We start from the raw sequence: 15,761 nt of genomic DNA on the forward strand, positions 1-15,761 counted from the left end.
TGCCCGGGATAAACAGATTTGCGTCAGACCGACAGGCGATGACGGCCTTTGGCGCGACGTGCAGCGATCACCGAACGGCCACCACGGGTACGTTGGCGAACGAGGAAACCGTGGGTGCGCTTGCGGCGAACCACTGAGGGTTGGTAGGTACGCTTCATGACAGATCTCTAGTAGGCACAGAAGAACCCGCGATTACATCGGTTTACCCGCCTCTTGTCAAGTCATGCCTGCTTGGTGTACGCCACCTGAAGCACGTCTTCGAGTGTTCAGCCTGTGGATAATTCGCCCTCAAGCGGGTAAGATAAACGCTTCATAAGCGCTTCACAAAACACGTCGCGGACCACTTTTCGAAACGTGCAAGGACACCGTTTTTTCGGGTTTATAAAAAATTTTCCCGAACTTATTCATGGACTTGCATAACGCTAGGTACAACCATGACGGCCCCGAGTATCAGGTAAGGGATGGAGACTCGTCGTATGCGCACCAATTTGCTTCGCTTCGTTTTTGCCCAGCTTCATCCTGCCCTGTCCACGCCGGTGAAAAGCTGCCTGCAGCGGGCTCTAGCCGCAGTGCGATTCCGTTGTGAATTGCAACGCCGCTTGCGACGAACGCAAGACTTCAAACGTCAGTTCTGCTTCACCTGAACTGACTTTCAAGCAGTAACCCCTGTTGATTTCAAATTGGCTGAAGCTTCAGCCACGCATATTTATCGCCGTCTGATTCCACTTCGTATGGGAATCAATGGCAAACAAACGGTAGCCGATTGAACGTGAGTCACGATTTCTGGAACGCCTGCCTGGCACGACTCGAACAGGAACTGCCACCCCAGCAGTTCAACACCTGGATCCGCGCGCTCGAAGCGAGCCCCGGCTCGGCCGGCGGCAACGTCAATCTATTGGCGCCAAATCGCTTCGTCCTGCAATGGGTACGCGAGCGGTATCTGCACCGCATCGAACAGCTGGGTAACGAGTTCTTCGGCAAACCTGTCGAGATCATGCTCGAATTAGGTTCTAAAACACCTAAACCTGCTGCCAACAAACAGAATAATGGATCGGCGACCAGTCATACCAGATCCACAGCTGAATCTGACGAAGCAGGCAGTGAAAAGAGCCTTGGCAACGCGGAGATTCCCGCCAGTAAGCCAGCCGCCGAACCCGTCGCCAGCGGCAACCGCGAAAAAACACGCCTCAATCACGATTTCACCTTCGACACACTGGTCACCGGTAAAGCCAATGATCTGGCGCGTGCCGCGGCCATGCAGGTATCGCAGAACCCCGGCAGCTCCTACAACCCGTTATTCATCTACGGCGGTGTCGGCCTTGGTAAGACCCACCTGGTGCAATCCATTGGTAATGAGGTGCTGCGCCACAATCCACGCGCCGTCATTCGTTATGTGCATGCTGAGGATTACGTCGCTGACGTCGTGCGTGCTTACCAGCAGAAGAGCTTCGACCAGTTCAAGCGTTACTACCGCTCACTCGATCTGCTGCTGATCGACGATATCCAGTTCATCCGCAACAAGGAACGCACCCAGGAAGAATTCTTCCACGCATTCAATGGCTTGGTAGAGGCTCGCAAACAGATCGTCATCACCTGCGATACCTATCCGAAAGACATTGAAGGCCTGCAGGACCGCCTGATCTCGCGTTTCGACTGGGGTCTGACCGTCCAGATAGAGCCGCCCGAGCTCGAGATGCGCGTCGCCATCCTTAAGAAGAAAGCCGAAGTCGATGGACTCGACCTGCACGACGACGTCGCCTTCCTGATTGCCAAGAATCTGCGTTCGAATGTGCGCGAGCTCGAAGGCGCCTTGCGACGCGTGATGGCCTACGCGCGCTTCCATGGTCGCGAAATCAGCCTGGAACTGGCGCGTGAAGCCCTGCGCGACCTGCTCGCCGCCTTCAACCGCCAGCTCACGCTCGACGTCATCCAGAAGACGGTTGCCGATTACTACAAGCTCAAACTGGCCGAACTGCTGTCGCCCAAGCGCACGCGCAACATCGCCAGGCCGCGCCAGATCGCCATGTACCTGTCGAAGGAACTCACGCCTGCCTCACTACCAGCCATTGGCGAAGGCTTCGGCGGCCGTGACCACACGACAGTACTCCACGCTTGCCGCACCATTGCCGATCTGCGTCTGGCAGACCAACAGCTCAACCATGACATTCACGTATTGACGCAAGTCCTCAGGGGATGAAATGAGCGTTGATTCCGACCATCATTTTTTCCGATCAAAAGTCTCTGGACGATGAAAAGAAATGTTGTTGATAAGTCGCATTGAGCAGCTGTAAGGATTGTGGGAAAACCGGTTTTCATCCCCAGCGTCAATTTTTGCCCCCATTTGTACACAGCGCTTCTGACAGGCTTCTGAACAGGGTCATCAACAGCCCTAAACGACTGAAAAACTGGGACAATACTGGCTTGTCCACAGACTTGGACCCCAATAAGTTGTAGACGTAGGAGATATATATAAATGCTTCTGTTAACAACCACACGCGACGAACTGCTGGCGCCTCTGCAGTCCGTTTCCGGCATCGTCGAGAAGCGACACACCCTCCCGATCCTGTCCAACGTCCTGATCGAAAAGCGTGCGGGCGCACTGACCCTGCTGGCGACTGATATCGAGATCCAGATCCGTACGACGACTGAAGGTGCAGGCAGTGGCGAAGAAATCGCCATCACCGTTGCTGCTCGGAAACTGCAGGACATCCTGCGTGCTTTGCCGGAAGGAACCGAGGTCAGTCTGGTCCTCGACGACAAGCGATTGACCCTGAAGGCCGGTAAGAGCCGTTTTGCGCTGCAAACGCTGCCCGCTGGTGACTACCCCCGCATGCAGTTCAACGAAGGCGCTGCAGTCGAGTTTTCGCTGACGCAGAAGGCATTCAAGAAACAGCTGACGCAAGTCGCCTACGCGATGGCCGCCCAGGACGTGCGCTACTACCTCAACGGCCTGCTGATGGTTGCTGACGGCAGCGAGCTGCGCATGGTCGCTACCGACGGTCACCGCCTGGCGCTGGCCAACACCACGCTGGAAGGCGATGCACCGCATACCGAAGTGATCCTGCCGCGCAAGACCGTGCTTGAACTCGCGCGCCAGCTTGCCGACAGCGACGATCCTGTGAACATCACCCTCGTAGGCAACCAGGCGCGTTTCCAGTTCGGCCCGATCGAGCTCATCACCAAGCTCATCGACGGCAAGTTCCCGGACTACGACCGCGTGATTCCGCAAGGCAATCCCAAGCTCGTCAAGGCACGTCGCCAGGCGCTGCTGCTGGCCCTGCAACGTGCCGCTATCCTGACCAACGAGAAATTCCGCGGCCTGCGTGTGCTCCTCGAGCCAGGCAGCCTGAAAGTGCTCAGCTCCAATGCCGAGCAGGAAGAAGCGCAGGACGAACTTGAAGTCGATTACAGCGGCGACACGCTGGAGATCGGTTTCAACGTCAGTTACCTGCTCGATGTGCTGAACAACGTCGGCACCGATGATGTGGAAATCCACCTCAACGAACCGATGTCCAGCGCGCTGTTCACCTTGCCTGGAAATGATGCTTTCAAGGCAGTCGTGATGCCGATGCGGATCTAAGTTCTTGTTTCGAGCTGTGGTTGCGTAAAAACATCCACAGCTCATCAACTGTCTGATCACAGCTTATCCACAGAAAAACGCGCGTCGGTCCACAGCTTTTACAGCCGTTGTCCATGGGTTTGTGAACAAGATATCCACAGATAGTTGAAAAAAATTTTCGCCCGCTACGCGGGAGAAAAACTCAAAAGCAAATCAGAAGCACGCAACACCCTACCGGGATCGAATACATGTCCGAGCAAGAGAACGTACCCAACGAGCAACCGAAACCACAGGCTCAAGAGGCTTATGACGAATCCAGCATCCAGCAACTGGAAGGACTGGAAGCTGTCCGCAAGCGCCCGGGCATGTACATCGGCGACACCTCCGACGGTACCGGTCTGCACCACATGGTGTTCGAGGTAGTGGATAACGCCATCGACGAAGCCCTCGCCGGCCACTGCGACGACATTGTCGTCACCATCCACACAGACAACTCGATTTCCGTGACCGACAACGGCCGCGGCATTCCGGTCGGCATCAAGTTTGACGACAAGCACGAACCGAAACGCTCGGCTGCCGAAATCATCATGTGTTCCCTACATGCCGGCGGCAAGTTCAACCAGAACAGCTACAAGGTGTCCGGCGGCCTGCACGGCGTTGGCGTGACTTGCGTGAATGCCCTGTCGAAATTCCTGCGCCTCACCATCCGCCGCGATGGCAAGAAGCACTTCATGGAATTCAATCAGGGCCATGCTGTTGATCGCATCATCGAAGTGCGTGACGGCGTCGAAGTTTCGCCGCTCAAGATCATCGGGGACACCGAAAAGCGCGGTACGGAAGTTCACTTCCTCGCCGACGACCAGATCTTCGGCACGGTCGAATTCCATTACGACATTCTCGCCAAGCGTTTGCGTGAGCTGTCTTTCCTCAACAACGGCGTCGCAATCCGCCTCATTGACCAGCGCAGCGGCAAGGAAGAAAACTTCGCCTTCTCCGGCGGCGTAAAGGGCTTCGTCGACTACATCAACCGTGCGAAATCCGTCCTGCATCCGAATGTGTTCCACGCGCAAGGCACGACGCTGGTCACGACCGGCCAAGTGCAAAACGTCGAACTCACGGTTGAAGTCGCCATGCAGTGGAACGACAGCTACCAGGAACAGGTGCTGTGCTTCACCAACAACATCCCGCAGTCCGACGGTGGTACCCACCTCACCGGCTTGCGCGCGGCGATGACCCGCGTCATCAACAAGTACATCGAAGAAAACGAGATCGCCAAGAAAGCTAAGGTTGAAGTCACCGGCGACGACATGCGCGAAGGTCTCGCCTGCGTGCTGTCGGTGAAGATGCCCGATCCGAAATTCGCCTCGCAGACCAAGATGAAGCTGGTTTCCGGCGAAGCACGCCCGGCCGTGGAAGAAGTCGTCGCAGCCAAGCTTGCTGAATTCCTGCTCGAGCGCCCGATCGACGCCAAGGCCATTTGCGGAAAAATCGTCGAGGCTTCGCGCGCCCGCGAAGCCGCGCGTAAGGCGCGTGAAATCACCCGCCGGAAAGGGGTGCTCGACGGCATCGGTCTGCCCGGCAAACTCGCCGACTGCCAGGAACGTGATCCCGCGTTATGCGAGTTGTATATCGTGGAAGGGGATTCCGCTGGCGGCTCAGCCAAGCAGGGCCGCGACCGTAAATTCCAGGCCATTCTGCCGCTGCGCGGCAAGGTGCTCAACGTCGAGCGCGCACGTTTCGACAAACTCATTTCTTCCGAGCAGATCGCCACGCTCATTACCGCGCTCGGCACCAGCATCGGCAAGGACGACTACAAGCCCGAAAAACTGCGCTACCACCGCATCATCATCATGACCGATGCCGACGTCGACGGTGCCCACATCCGCACCCTGCTGCTGACCTTCTTCTATCGCCAGATGCCCGAGCTCGTCGAAGGCGGCCACATCTACATCGCCCAGCCGCCGCTCTACAAGATCAAGCACGGCCGCAGCGAGATGTACATCAAGGACGACCACGAACTCTCCGGCCACCTGCTCAAGCTCGCACTCGACGGCGCTGCACTGAGTTCGAAGGCTGGTGGTACCGAGATCGAAGGCGACACCCTCGCCGAACTCGCGCGCAGCTACCTGCTTGCCGAAGCCGTCATCAACCGCCTCACCAGCTGGATCGATACCGACGTCCTGCACGCCATCCTCGCGCATGACGTTGACATCATCCTCGCTGACGAAGCAGCTGCAATGGATTCGGCAAACCGCCTGCAAGCCGTGGTTGGTAACGCCATTACCATCCGCGCCCAGTTCGACGCTGTCGCCGAAGCCTGGCAACTCGCCCTCGAGCGCATGCACCACGGCAACGTCAAGCGCACCTTCATCGAAGCCGATTTCCTCGTCTCCGGTGACTACGCCACCATTCGCCGTGCCGCCCAGCAAATCAGCGGCCTCATCGGCGAAGACGCCACCATGCGCCGCAATGACAAGAGCACACCGGTCAAGAGCTTCTCCGAAGCCATCACCTGGATGCTCAACGAAGTCGAACGCGGCATCAGCAAGCAGCGCTACAAGGGTCTCGGCGAAATGAATCCCGAGCAACTCTGGGAAACCACCCTCGACCCTGCCGTGCGCCGTCTGCTCAAGGTGCAGATCGATGACGCTATTGCCGCCGACGAAATCTTCACCACGCTCATGGGCGACAACGTGGAACCGCGTCGGGACTTCATCGAGCGCAATGCCTTGAATGCGCGCAACATCGACGTGTAATTTCAAGAGTTTTGAACAAGCCGCCTTCGGGCGGCTTTTTTCTTGATCTTGATACAGAAAGGTACTTAGTACGCTTCATGAAATTGATTGTCTTTTTCGTGCTGAGTATCTTCATCACTTCAGCCTGGTCCCGCGAGAGCTCAGTCAAGCTGCAGTTCGTCGTCGAGAACAACAACAGCCACCACGGCTTTGCGACGAATACAGGGCCGGTAATGCAGTCGGTCATTGTCGAGATGACGGGGACGAATCTGGCGACGGACCGGGCGTGGCCGCAGGTGTTCGTGATCAAGCCGGGTGAGAGACGGGATCTGGGTTACGTGCGTAGTGCGAACCCGCAAGCGGGGTATCGTTTCAGTACGCGTTTGTCATCCATTGCCGGGAGCTATCTTGCGCCGGAAAGTACGGACCCACCGTTCCGGCTTCCCTATCTCGACGGTGAGGCCCATGCCATTGATCAGGCTTACGGCAATACGCTGACTTCGCACGCCGATCCACTGGTGCAGCAGGCGGTGGACTTCAACATGCCGGAGGGGACGTCGGTGGTCGCTGCGCGGGATGGTGTGGTGGCGGAGGTGGAGGACAGTTTCACGACGGGTGGCACGGATGCGTTATATCTCGACAAGGCCAACCAGGTGATGGTGCAGCATGCCGACGGCACGGTCGCGGTGTATGCGCATCTGTTTCCGCGGAGCGCACGCGTGACGGTCGGTCAGCATGTACGTGCCGGCGAGGTGCTGGCGAAGTCCGGCAATACGGGTTTCAGCAGCGGGCCGCATCTGCACTTTGCGTCGATGCGGCCGAAGATTACGGCGGACAATCGTTTCGTGCTGGAAGCGCTACCCGTGCATTTTGCGACGGGCAATCCAGTGCGGATTCTCGTGCCGGTGAAGGGGCTGCTGGCAACAGCGGCCTCGGACGGGCCGGCCAACATTTCATACGAACGTATCGCTGTGCAGCGAAACGTCCTGCGTGAAGCGCTGCCACCGCAAGCCGAGCAACCTGAAGCCTACCCGCCGATGGAGGGAGACAAACCCGTGGTTCGTATCGAGGCGGTGCCGCGCTTGTCTCCCCTCCAGGAAATCCTGAAGGAATACTGGTTGTGGATTGCGGGTGGCACCGCGCTGCTCATTGTCATCAACAGTTACTTCGGTTCGCACCAGAGGCGGAATCACCGGGACTAGGAATGCAAACGCCCGGTCCAGCCGGGCGTTTGCATTCATTGGTCCGCGTACCGGCTCGCACTCAGAAGATCAGCTTCAGCACGCCGCTAATCGTCAGCAAGCCGACCAGAAAGATGATGCCGAAGATCCACAGTAGAACTTTCATTTTCAATTCTCCTTGTTGAGCGATTTGCCTTGATGGTGTGGAAGCGCCGCCTGATGGACGCTCTCCTGACCAATTCAGCAATCACCGCTCCCGCGCTGCCGCCTAGTGAGTGAAGGCCTAGGGATCCAGCCAGGGGATCTGGTTTGAGCTGCCTTCAGTGTCCATCCGTGGACTGCGGCCGCGTGACGTTTTCCATAAAAAGAGCGTTTTTGACATTGCTTTGCCTCCTCCTCCCTCACATAGTGGAGAGACCGGTAACACAAACGATCTTCGGGTCGTTCGTGAGAAGGACGAACACACATACGTCTTCGCCGGAAACCCGTTGCAAACAAACGAGGAGACAAAGAATGTTCCGCAAGATCCTGACGGGCAGCGCCATGGCGTTGCTCGCTGGCAGCGCCTTTGCCGCGACTGATGCGCCCAGCGGTTATACGAAGTGTGTTCAGCTCGGCAGTACCTGTGCCATGAGCGGCACGCATCAGGCAGCCATCGGCAAGTCTGGCGTGTTTGCCTACGCCACTTTCACCGGGAGCTTTGCCTGCACGCTGGCGAATTTCCCCGGTGCGCCAAGCAATTCGTCCTGGTGCTCCTATGACCCGGCAGCGTCCAGTGCTTCTTCGAGCGCCGCTTCGAGTGTTGCCGCCAGCAGCGTATCGAGTTCGAAGTCCTCGTCTTCATCGTCGTCTGTCGTGAGCAGTTCGTCATCGTCGGTGGCGGCCTCCTCGGTTGCTTCGAGCAAGTCGTCCAGCGCCAACGCGTCTTCCGTGCCATCGACCAGTTCGCGCCCGCAACTGTCGAGCACTTCAGCGGCCAACAATACGATTGCCAAATACCTCGGTAGCTGGGATCCGACGGCGGGTGTCGGCAATGTGAGCAGCTTCACGGCCAAATACACCGTTGCTGCCGATGGCACGGGCACGCACAAGACCGTGCAGGCGGCGATCTCGGCTGCGGTCAGCAATGGTGGCAGCTCGCGCATCTATATCGCCGTAAAGGCGGGTACGTATCGTGAGGTGGTATGCGTGCCAGCTGCGGCGCCACCGATCACGCTGTACAGCACGACTGCCGATGCGAGCAAGACGGTGATCGTCTACAACAACGCCAATCCGAAGCCGAAGTCCTCAGGTACGGCAGCCAATCCCTGCTCGCCGAATGCTTCCGCGACGACCTATGGCACCGGCGGCAGCACGACCTTCTCGGCCTTCAGCCAGGGCTTTCAGGCGAAGAACCTGACCTTCTCGAATGACTATGTCGAGGATACGTACTCGAGCAGCAACCAGTCCGCCGTGGCGCTGACTGCGCAAGGCGACCAACAGCTCTACGAGAATGTGCGGGTGTTGGGTAACCAGGATTCGCTGCTGACCAACACGTCAGCGGTGGGTACCGTTGCGCATCATTACTTCAAGAGCAGCTACGTCGAGGGGGATACCGATTTCATCTTCGGTCGTGGCACGGCAGTGTTCGACGGTTGCGAGATCAGGTACCTCACCACGCGCAAAAGTAACGGCGTGATTCTCGCGCCGAGCACGGCGGCCAGCAATTCATACGGCATTCTCATCATCAACAGCACGCTTACGCAGTCGGGCTCGGCCAGCAACTCGGTCTCTCTCGGGCGTGCCTGGGATGAAAGCGTGGGATCGCTGTCGAACTACGTGAATGGCACCTCGCCGAATGGTCAGGCGGTGATCCGCGACTCCGCATTGGGTGGCCATATCGTCAAGACGGCACCCTGGGGCGCGTCGACGGTGAGTCGTCCTTTCTGCTCTTCGAACTGCACGAATTCCGCCAACCGCTTCTATGAATACAACAACTCGGGATCAGGCAACGGCGGCTGACGCCGGAAAGCCAGCAAGCAACTGACACAGGCCCCGCTCAGCGGGGCCTCTTGTTTCAGCGGTACGCAGCGAAACATGGGCGCCGCAGACAAGCCTTACACAGCTCTGACATGAGCGAAAAAACCTGTGTCACGAGGTGAGAAAAACAGCAGGCCGGGCCCGAGGTTTTCATTCAAATTCAAGCATGGCTCCGGTAGGCTGGAGCCGCCGTACCGAACCACGATGACGCACAACGAAGCACTCAGGTATGACCCAGCCAGCAGCAGACCACGCACCCGATAGCACACCCACCACCACGCCGGAGAGCGGCGTCTACAAGACCCTTCTCGAATCGACGCGCGCAATTCCCTGGAAGATCGATTGGCGCACGATGCAGTTCGCCTACATCGGTCCGCAAATCGAGCCTCTGCTGGGTTGGTCTGTGGACAGCTGGCTGACGGCTGAAGACTGGGCCACGCGCATTCACCCGGAAGACCGCGAGCGTGTCGTGAACTTCTGCATCGGGCAATCAAAAGCCGGGGTGGATCACGAGGCCGACTACCGGGCGCTGACGCCGGATGGAAACTACGTGTGGATCCGCGACGTCGTGCATGTGTTGCGCGACGACAAGGGTGAAACGGAAGCGCTGGTGGGTTTCATGTTCGACATCAGCGAGCGCAAGAAGACGGAGGAGGCGCTGGTCGCCTTGCAGCGCAAGCTGGAGGAGTTCTCGTTCAAGGACGGGCTGACGGGCGTGGCCAACCGGCGCATGTTCGATTCGGTGCTGAAACAGGAATGGAGCCAGGCGCAGCGCAGCGGCCAGCCCTTGTCGCTCATCCTTGTCGATATCGATTACTTCAAGCAGTACAACGATCACTACGGCCACGTACAGGGCGACGAGTGCCTGAAGCTGGTGGCCAGCGTACTGTCGGGCGCGGCGAAACGGCCCCGCGACCTGTTTGCGCGCTTCGGCGGCGAGGAGTTCATCTTCGTCTTACCAGAGACCCCTGCCGACGCTGCGCAACTGATTGCCGAGCGTTGCCGCGAACTGATCCTCAGCGAGCAGATTGCCCACGCGGCCTCACAGATCAACCCGCTGCTGACCATCAGCCTGGGTGTTGGCACGGTGACGCCCACCCATGACGACCAGGTCGTGGCTTTTCTCGAAGGTGTTGATCGTCAGCTGTATCAGGCCAAGCAGCAGGGCCGTGACCGCATTGCGGCCGGCCAGTACTGAGCTGCTCAGCGCAGGGTTTCAGTAGCTGACGCGATTACGCCCGCCGTGCTTGGCCTGGTAAAGCATCTGGTCGGCGGCGTTGTAGAGGTCTTCGGCGCGCATGGCCGAACCCAGCGTGGCGATGCCGATGGAGACCGTCGCCCTGAGCGTTCCCGTGTCGATGACGAACGAATGAGATTCGATCAGTGAGCGGATGGATTCGGCGATGAGCGCGGCCTGATCGATAGCCGTCTCCGGCAGGATCACGCAGAACTCCTCACCACCATAGCGGCCCGGCTCATCGCTCGGTCGCAGCCGCTGGCGCAGCAGGGTGGCGATCTGGCGCAGCACGGCGTCACCGGCGAGGTGACCATGCGTATCGTTGACACGCTTGAAGTGGTCGACGTCCAGCATCAGCAAGGACAGGGCGCGACCGTAGCGCTGCGCGCGCGGGATTTCCTCACCCAGCAGCGTGTCGATGCGCTTGCGGTTGGCGAGACCCGTCAGGCCGTCGGTAATGGCGGCACGATTGATGGCGGCGTGGTACTGAGCCTCGATGTCGGTGCCGGCGAGAAATTTGAAAACGGTGTCGCCGATATGGATCTGGTCGCCGGGCATCAGGCTGCGCACGGTGACGCGCTGCACATCATTGTTGGCGAAAGTGCCGTTGGTGGAGTTCAGGTCCTGCAGGATGAGCTCGCTGCCGCGACGCTCGATGCGCGCATGCTTGCGTGACACGCCGTCGCTCTGCGTCACGATGTCGTTGTCGACATCGCGGCCGATCTTCACGCTCGGTATGTCGAGCACATAGCGGCGACCGAGTTCGCTGGCAATCGGTGAATGTATGATGACGAGACAGTCCTCCCCCGGCCCGCTCAGCGGACTTTTCAGGCTCGTGACGCGGGTTTCCATGTCGTCGTTGTTCACGGTGCGCTTGCGGCAGGTTTTCGGAGCCTGAAGGGTACTGCGGCGGGCTGGATCGCGTCCAGCAGCTTGTTGTCCCCCAGGGCCTGCCGTGGCAGGCCTTCGCTCCCCTGCCTTGCGGGCAGGTTCATCGAATCCAGGAGTCGTCTTGAACCAGGCCAGACAGCGCTTCGCGTTGAGTGTCAGTGTTTTCGTCATCGTCCGTGACGGCCCGCAGGTCTTGCTGCTTCGCCGCGCCAATACGGGCTGGAAAGACGGCTTCCTGAGTCTGCCGGCAGGCGCGCATGACGGCGCGGAAACGCTTGCGCAAGCAGCCGTGCGCGAGCTGCGTGAAGAAACGGGCATCAGCGCAGCGGAGGCCGACATGCGTCTGGTCCACCTGATGCACTGTCGCGCGGGCGACACCGGAGGCGAGTGGCTGGGAGCGTTCTTCGTCGCGGAAAACTGGAGCGGTACGCCTGCCCTGCTGGAAGCCGGCAAGCATGACCATATCGCCTGGTATGCGATCGACGCCTTGCCGGAAAATCTCATCCCCTACACGCGACAGGGCATCGAATGCAGTGGCCGTGGCGAGGCGTTCTCGAGCTTTGGCTGGACCGAATGATGAGGCTGGCAATGACCATGGAATCGCACCTGAGCGCAGCCGTGTGCCTCGAGTCACATGACATGCTGACAGCCGTGCCGGCCTGAACTGCCATGCGTCAGCGCAAACATCATCACAACGTCTACGTCGTCGAGTTGTCGCGCAATGTGCTGCGCGAAGCGCGCTTCCTCAAATCGAATCCGGACTATGACATCAGCAAGTCTTGCGTGTACGTCGGCATGAGTGGCCTGTCGCCGGACGAACGCTTCGACAAGCACAAGGCGGGCATCCGCTCGAACCGCTTCGTGCGTGAATACGGATTGCGCCTCTTGCCGCAGCTCTACGAGTGCTACAACCCGATGCCCTACGACGCGGCTTGCGAGATGGAGGTTGAGTTGGCGATCTCGCTGCGCGAAGCCGGCTACGGGGTGTGGCAGGCCTGACACATCCGGGGCCTTGCTCTCGGGCACAGGCGCGGTAAGATTCCGGCAGGCCGCGCAAACCCGCGCGGCTCACGTCGCTCGGACGGTTCCGGGCGCTTACGTAAAGGAATCACCCATGTCTGCCACTGTTGGCAAGCGCCGCTTTGCGCGCATCGATCGCCTCCCCCCCTACGTTTTCAACATCACGGCCGAGCTGAAACTGGCCGCGCGTCGCCGTGGCGACGACATCATCGACCTGTCGATGGGCAACCCCGACGGCGCGACACCGCCGCACATCGTCGCCAAGCTGGTCGAGGTGGCACAGCGGCCCGACACGCACGGCTACTCCTCGTCCAAAGGCATTCCGCGCCTGCGCCGCGCGATCTCGCACTGGTACCGCGACCGCTATGCCATAGACATCAACCCTGACACGGAAGCCATCGTTACGATTGGCTCGAAGGAAGGCCTGGCGCACCTGATGCTGGCGACGCTGGATCGTGGCGACACGGTGCTGGTGCCGGACCCGAGCTATCCGATCCACATCTATGGCGCGGTGATCGCCGGCGCCGACATCCGCTCGGTGCCGCTGGTGCCCGGCGTGGATTTCTTCGCCGAGCTGGAGAAGGCGATCCGCGGCAGCTACCCGAAGCCGAAGATGATGGTGCTGGGTTTTCCCTCAAACCCGACGGCGCAATGCGTCGAGCTGGATTTCTTCGAGCGCGTAATCGCGCTGGCAAAGAAGCACGACATCCTCGTGGTGCACGATCTGGCCTATGCCGATATCGTCTTCGATGGCTGGAAGGCGCCCTCCATCATGCAGGTGGCAGGGGCCAAGGACATCGCGGTGGAGTTCTTCACCCTGTCGAAGAGCTACAACATGGCGGGCTGGCGCATCGGCTTCATGGTCGGCAATCCCGATCTCGTCGCCGCGCTGGCGCGTATGAAGAGTTATCACGACTACGGCACCTTCACGCCGCTGCAGGTAGCGGCAATCGCCGCGCTGGAAGGCGACCAGCAATGCGTGCAGGACATTGCCGCGCAGTACCAGAGCCGGCGCGATGTGCTCGTAAAGGGCCTCAACGAGATCGGCTGGCCGGTGGAAACACCGAAGGCTTCGATGTATGTCTGGGCGCGCATTCCGGAAGCGTATCGCGCGCTTGGCTCGCTCGAGTTTTCGAAGCAGCTGCTGGCCAAGGCCAAGGTATGCGTATCGCCGGGCATCGGTTTTGGCGATCATGGCGATGACCATGTGCGCTTCGCGCTGATCGAGAACGAAGCGCGTATCCGCCAGGCGATTCGCGGTATCAAGACCATGCTCAAGGTCGATGGCCTGATCGCGCCGGCGGCCTAGCACCCGACCCTGGTGTCTGTGATTTTTTGTGGCGACAGTGCTGATCAGGGCCTGTCGCCATGGATCACGGCTAAAGCTTTCAGCCTGCTGCGCCGTGGAGCCCTTGTGGTCCTCCGTGCCGCAGGACCAGGACTGGCGCGCAAAGAAGTATTCGAACAAGCCGCCCGAGATGAACACCGCAACCACGGCGTGACAGCATGGAAATCCAGTTAGATCCCGCATTGCACAGGCTGGCCGGCAACAAGGCGCTCTATGTTCATCTGGCGCTGAGCTTCCCGGAAGACGCGAAGAGCATGTTGGCGCAGCTGAACCAGGCAACTGCCGATCATGCGGCGGTGCTGCACAGCATGAAGGGCGTGGCTGGCACGGTCGGCGCTGCCGAACTGGCGAGCCGGGCTGCGGACCTGGAGCAGCAGCTCAAGCAGGGCGGACGGCCGCTCGACGCTGGCACGCTGCCAACGGGTCTTGATACGCTGGTCGAGCAGACGGTGCAGGCGCTGGCGCGCATCGTGACGGATCTGCGACCCGCCGCGCCCGGCCTTGCTGCGGGGCCCTTTGAAGAGAGCGAGCTGCATGCCATGCTGGGCGAACTCGCGAGCCTTCTGGCGGCTGGCAATATGCGTGCACTAAGTGTTTTCGCGAAGCTGCAGTATCGTTTCGGGGCCGACTCAGCCTTGCAGTCTTCGCCTCGCCTGGCGGAACTGACAACAGCTGTGAACCGGCTTGATTTTGCGGCGGCACAGGAAAGCTGCCGGCAACTGGACGCAGCACTTTCGAAGAGCGACAGATGACGCCTGCCGAACTGAACAATCCCCTGCTGCAGATGCTGCACGAAAAGCCGACCCTGCTGATCGTCGACGATCATGCCGGCAGCATCCAGACGTTGTACGAGATCTTCAAGGACGAATACGAGGTGTGCTTCGCCACCAGCGGCGCACAGGCACTCGAGCGTTGCAAGGAGCGTCAGCCGCAGCTGATCCTGCTGGATGTAATGATGCCGGACATGGATGGCTTCGAGGTCTGCCACCGCCTCAAGAGCGAGCCGCTGACCGAGGCTATTCCCATCATCTTCGTGACAGGGACCGACGACCCCTACCAGGAGGCCCGCGGGCTGGATGCCGGCGCCGCCGACTTCATCACCAAGCCCTTCCACGCGCGCGTCGTGATGGCGCGTGTGCGCACCCAGCTCACGCTGAAACGCCAGACCGATCTGCTGCGTTCGCTGGTGCTGATGGATGGCCTCACCGGCGTGGCCAATCGCCGCCACTTCGACGCGACGCTGGAGAACGAATGGCGGCGCTGTGCGCGCACAGGTTCGCCGCTGGCCCTGATCCTCCTCGACGTGGATTTCTTCAAGGACTACAACGATTTCTATGGCCACCCGGCGGGTGACGTCTGTCTGCAGCGTGTCGCGCATCAACTCAGTGCGATCCTCGAGCGCCCCGGCGATATGGCGGCGCGCTACGGTGGCGAAGAGTTCGTATGCCTGTTGCCTGATACGCCCATGGAAGGTGCGCTGGCGGTCGCGACGGAAATGGAAAGCGCCGTGCGCGCGCTGGCCATTCCCCACGCAAGATCGCAGGTCACCAACCTCGTGACGGTCAGCGTGGGCGTGGCGGTCACAGTGCCGAAAGCCGCGGAAGATCCGGGCGAGCTGGTGTTCTGCGCCGATCTGCAGATGTACAAGGCCAAGAACGCCGGCCGTGCGCAGGTCAAATCACAACAACTCTGAAAAACGACCGGCAGCGGGCATCGGGCCCGGCAGGTTTTCCGGACAGGGGCGGAATCAGCGCATGCAATCGATACGACG

General features: G+C 59.8%; 14 protein-coding genes. 11 read left to right on the forward strand and 3 right to left on the reverse strand.

Annotated features, from left to right (window positions below; genetic code table 11):
- Positions 1–23: 23 nt before the first annotated feature.
- Positions 24–158 carry a 50S ribosomal protein L34 gene (gene rpmH, locus VVD49_RS04930; RefSeq protein ID WP_327598019.1) on the reverse strand — a complete coding sequence of 45 codons (135 nt, stop codon included), beginning with the start codon at positions 156–158 and terminating at the stop codon, positions 24–26.
- Between the two features lie 611 nt (positions 159–769).
- On the opposite strand from rpmH, the gene dnaA reads away from it, so the two are divergent.
- The 4 genes from dnaA (at position 770) to VVD49_RS04950 (ending at position 7,496) form a co-directional block, all read left to right on the forward strand.
- Positions 770–2,197 (forward strand): chromosomal replication initiator protein DnaA, encoded by a 1,428-nt coding sequence (dnaA, locus tag VVD49_RS04935; protein ID WP_327598020.1) that lies wholly within the window; start codon positions 770–772, stop codon positions 2,195–2,197.
- 276 nt (positions 2,198–2,473) lie between these two features.
- Complete coding sequence (dnaN, locus tag VVD49_RS04940) at positions 2,474–3,580, forward strand: DNA polymerase III subunit beta (protein ID WP_327598021.1); 1,107 nt, start codon at positions 2,474–2,476, stop codon at positions 3,578–3,580.
- 227 nt (positions 3,581–3,807) lie between these two features.
- Positions 3,808–6,315: a DNA topoisomerase (ATP-hydrolyzing) subunit B gene (gyrB, locus tag VVD49_RS04945; RefSeq protein WP_327598022.1), complete on the forward strand. Its 2,508-nt coding sequence runs from the start codon at positions 3,808–3,810 to the stop codon at positions 6,313–6,315.
- Between the two features lie 77 nt (positions 6,316–6,392).
- On the forward strand, positions 6,393–7,496 hold the full coding sequence (locus tag VVD49_RS04950) for a M23 family metallopeptidase (protein ID WP_327598023.1): 1,104 nt from the start codon (positions 6,393–6,395) through the stop codon (positions 7,494–7,496).
- A gap of 61 nt (positions 7,497–7,557) precedes the next feature.
- On the opposite strand, the gene VVD49_RS21860 is transcribed toward VVD49_RS04950, so the two are convergent.
- Positions 7,558–7,641 (reverse strand): small membrane protein YohP, encoded by an 84-nt coding sequence (locus tag VVD49_RS21860; RefSeq protein ID WP_465188982.1) that lies wholly within the window; start codon positions 7,639–7,641, stop codon positions 7,558–7,560.
- A gap of 347 nt (positions 7,642–7,988) precedes the next feature.
- Here VVD49_RS21860 and VVD49_RS04955 point away from each other — a divergent pair, with 347 nt between their 5' ends.
- Both VVD49_RS04955 and VVD49_RS04960 read left to right on the forward strand, forming a co-directional pair.
- Entirely contained in the window at positions 7,989–9,476 is a 1,488-nt protein-coding gene (locus VVD49_RS04955) for a pectinesterase family protein (protein WP_327598024.1), read from the forward strand.
- A 247-nt stretch (positions 9,477–9,723) separates the two neighbouring features.
- Positions 9,724–10,692 carry a GGDEF domain-containing protein gene (locus VVD49_RS04960; RefSeq protein WP_327598025.1) on the forward strand — a complete coding sequence of 323 codons (969 nt, stop codon included), beginning with the start codon at positions 9,724–9,726 and terminating at the stop codon, positions 10,690–10,692.
- A gap of 18 nt (positions 10,693–10,710) precedes the next feature.
- Here VVD49_RS04960 and VVD49_RS04965 read toward each other — a convergent pair whose 3' ends face one another.
- Positions 10,711–11,598, reverse strand: coding sequence for a GGDEF domain-containing protein (locus tag VVD49_RS04965; RefSeq protein ID WP_327598026.1), 888 nt, complete (start codon positions 11,596–11,598; stop codon positions 10,711–10,713).
- Between the two features lie 145 nt (positions 11,599–11,743).
- Here VVD49_RS04965 and VVD49_RS04970 point away from each other — a divergent pair, with 145 nt between their 5' ends.
- The 5 genes from VVD49_RS04970 (at position 11,744) to VVD49_RS04990 (ending at position 15,683) form a co-directional block, all read left to right on the forward strand.
- Positions 11,744–12,199: an NUDIX hydrolase gene (locus VVD49_RS04970; RefSeq protein ID WP_327598027.1), complete on the forward strand. Its 456-nt coding sequence runs from the start codon at positions 11,744–11,746 to the stop codon at positions 12,197–12,199.
- Between the two features lie 92 nt (positions 12,200–12,291).
- Positions 12,292–12,621 (forward strand): hypothetical protein, encoded by a 330-nt coding sequence (locus VVD49_RS04975; RefSeq protein ID WP_327598028.1) that lies wholly within the window; start codon positions 12,292–12,294, stop codon positions 12,619–12,621.
- A gap of 115 nt (positions 12,622–12,736) precedes the next feature.
- Positions 12,737–13,951 (forward strand): alanine transaminase, encoded by a 1,215-nt coding sequence (gene alaC / locus VVD49_RS04980; RefSeq protein WP_327598029.1) that lies wholly within the window; start codon positions 12,737–12,739, stop codon positions 13,949–13,951.
- Between the two features lie 197 nt (positions 13,952–14,148).
- Positions 14,149–14,742 (forward strand): Hpt domain-containing protein, encoded by a 594-nt coding sequence (locus VVD49_RS04985; protein WP_327598030.1) that lies wholly within the window; start codon positions 14,149–14,151, stop codon positions 14,740–14,742.
- Positions 14,739–15,683 (forward strand): diguanylate cyclase domain-containing protein, encoded by a 945-nt coding sequence (locus VVD49_RS04990; protein WP_327598031.1) that lies wholly within the window; start codon positions 14,739–14,741, stop codon positions 15,681–15,683. Before VVD49_RS04985 ends, VVD49_RS04990 begins: the two co-directional genes overlap by 4 nt.
- The last annotated feature ends 78 nt before the right edge of the window (positions 15,684–15,761 follow it).

The sequence above is a fragment of the Uliginosibacterium silvisoli genome (assembly GCF_036017035.1).
GTDB classification, from domain to species: Bacteria; Pseudomonadota; Gammaproteobacteria; order Burkholderiales; family Rhodocyclaceae; genus Viridibacterium; species Viridibacterium silvisoli.

Excerpts from the sequence above, each read along its gene's own strand:
- rpmH (WP_327598019.1), bottom strand. The coding sequence starts at position 158 with ATGAAGCGTACCTACCAACCCTCAGTGGTTCGCCGCAAGCGCACCCAC.
- dnaN (WP_327598021.1), top strand. The coding sequence starts at position 2,474 with ATGCTTCTGTTAACAACCACACGCGACGAACTGCTGGCGCCTCTGCAG.
- gyrB (WP_327598022.1), top strand. The coding sequence starts at position 3,808 with ATGTCCGAGCAAGAGAACGTACCCAACGAGCAACCGAAACCACAGGCT.
- VVD49_RS04950 (WP_327598023.1), top strand. The coding sequence starts at position 6,393 with ATGAAATTGATTGTCTTTTTCGTGCTGAGTATCTTCATCACTTCAGCC.
- VVD49_RS21860 (WP_465188982.1), bottom strand. The coding sequence starts at position 7,641 with ATGAAAGTTCTACTGTGGATCTTCGGCATCATCTTTCTGGTCGGCTTG.
- VVD49_RS04955 (WP_327598024.1), top strand. The coding sequence starts at position 7,989 with ATGTTCCGCAAGATCCTGACGGGCAGCGCCATGGCGTTGCTCGCTGGC.
- VVD49_RS04960 (WP_327598025.1), top strand. The coding sequence starts at position 9,724 with ATGACCCAGCCAGCAGCAGACCACGCACCCGATAGCACACCCACCACC.
- VVD49_RS04975 (WP_327598028.1), top strand. The coding sequence starts at position 12,292 with ATGCGTCAGCGCAAACATCATCACAACGTCTACGTCGTCGAGTTGTCG.
- alaC (WP_327598029.1), top strand. The coding sequence starts at position 12,737 with ATGTCTGCCACTGTTGGCAAGCGCCGCTTTGCGCGCATCGATCGCCTC.
- VVD49_RS04985 (WP_327598030.1), top strand. The coding sequence starts at position 14,149 with ATGGAAATCCAGTTAGATCCCGCATTGCACAGGCTGGCCGGCAACAAG.
- VVD49_RS04990 (WP_327598031.1), top strand. The coding sequence starts at position 14,739 with ATGACGCCTGCCGAACTGAACAATCCCCTGCTGCAGATGCTGCACGAA.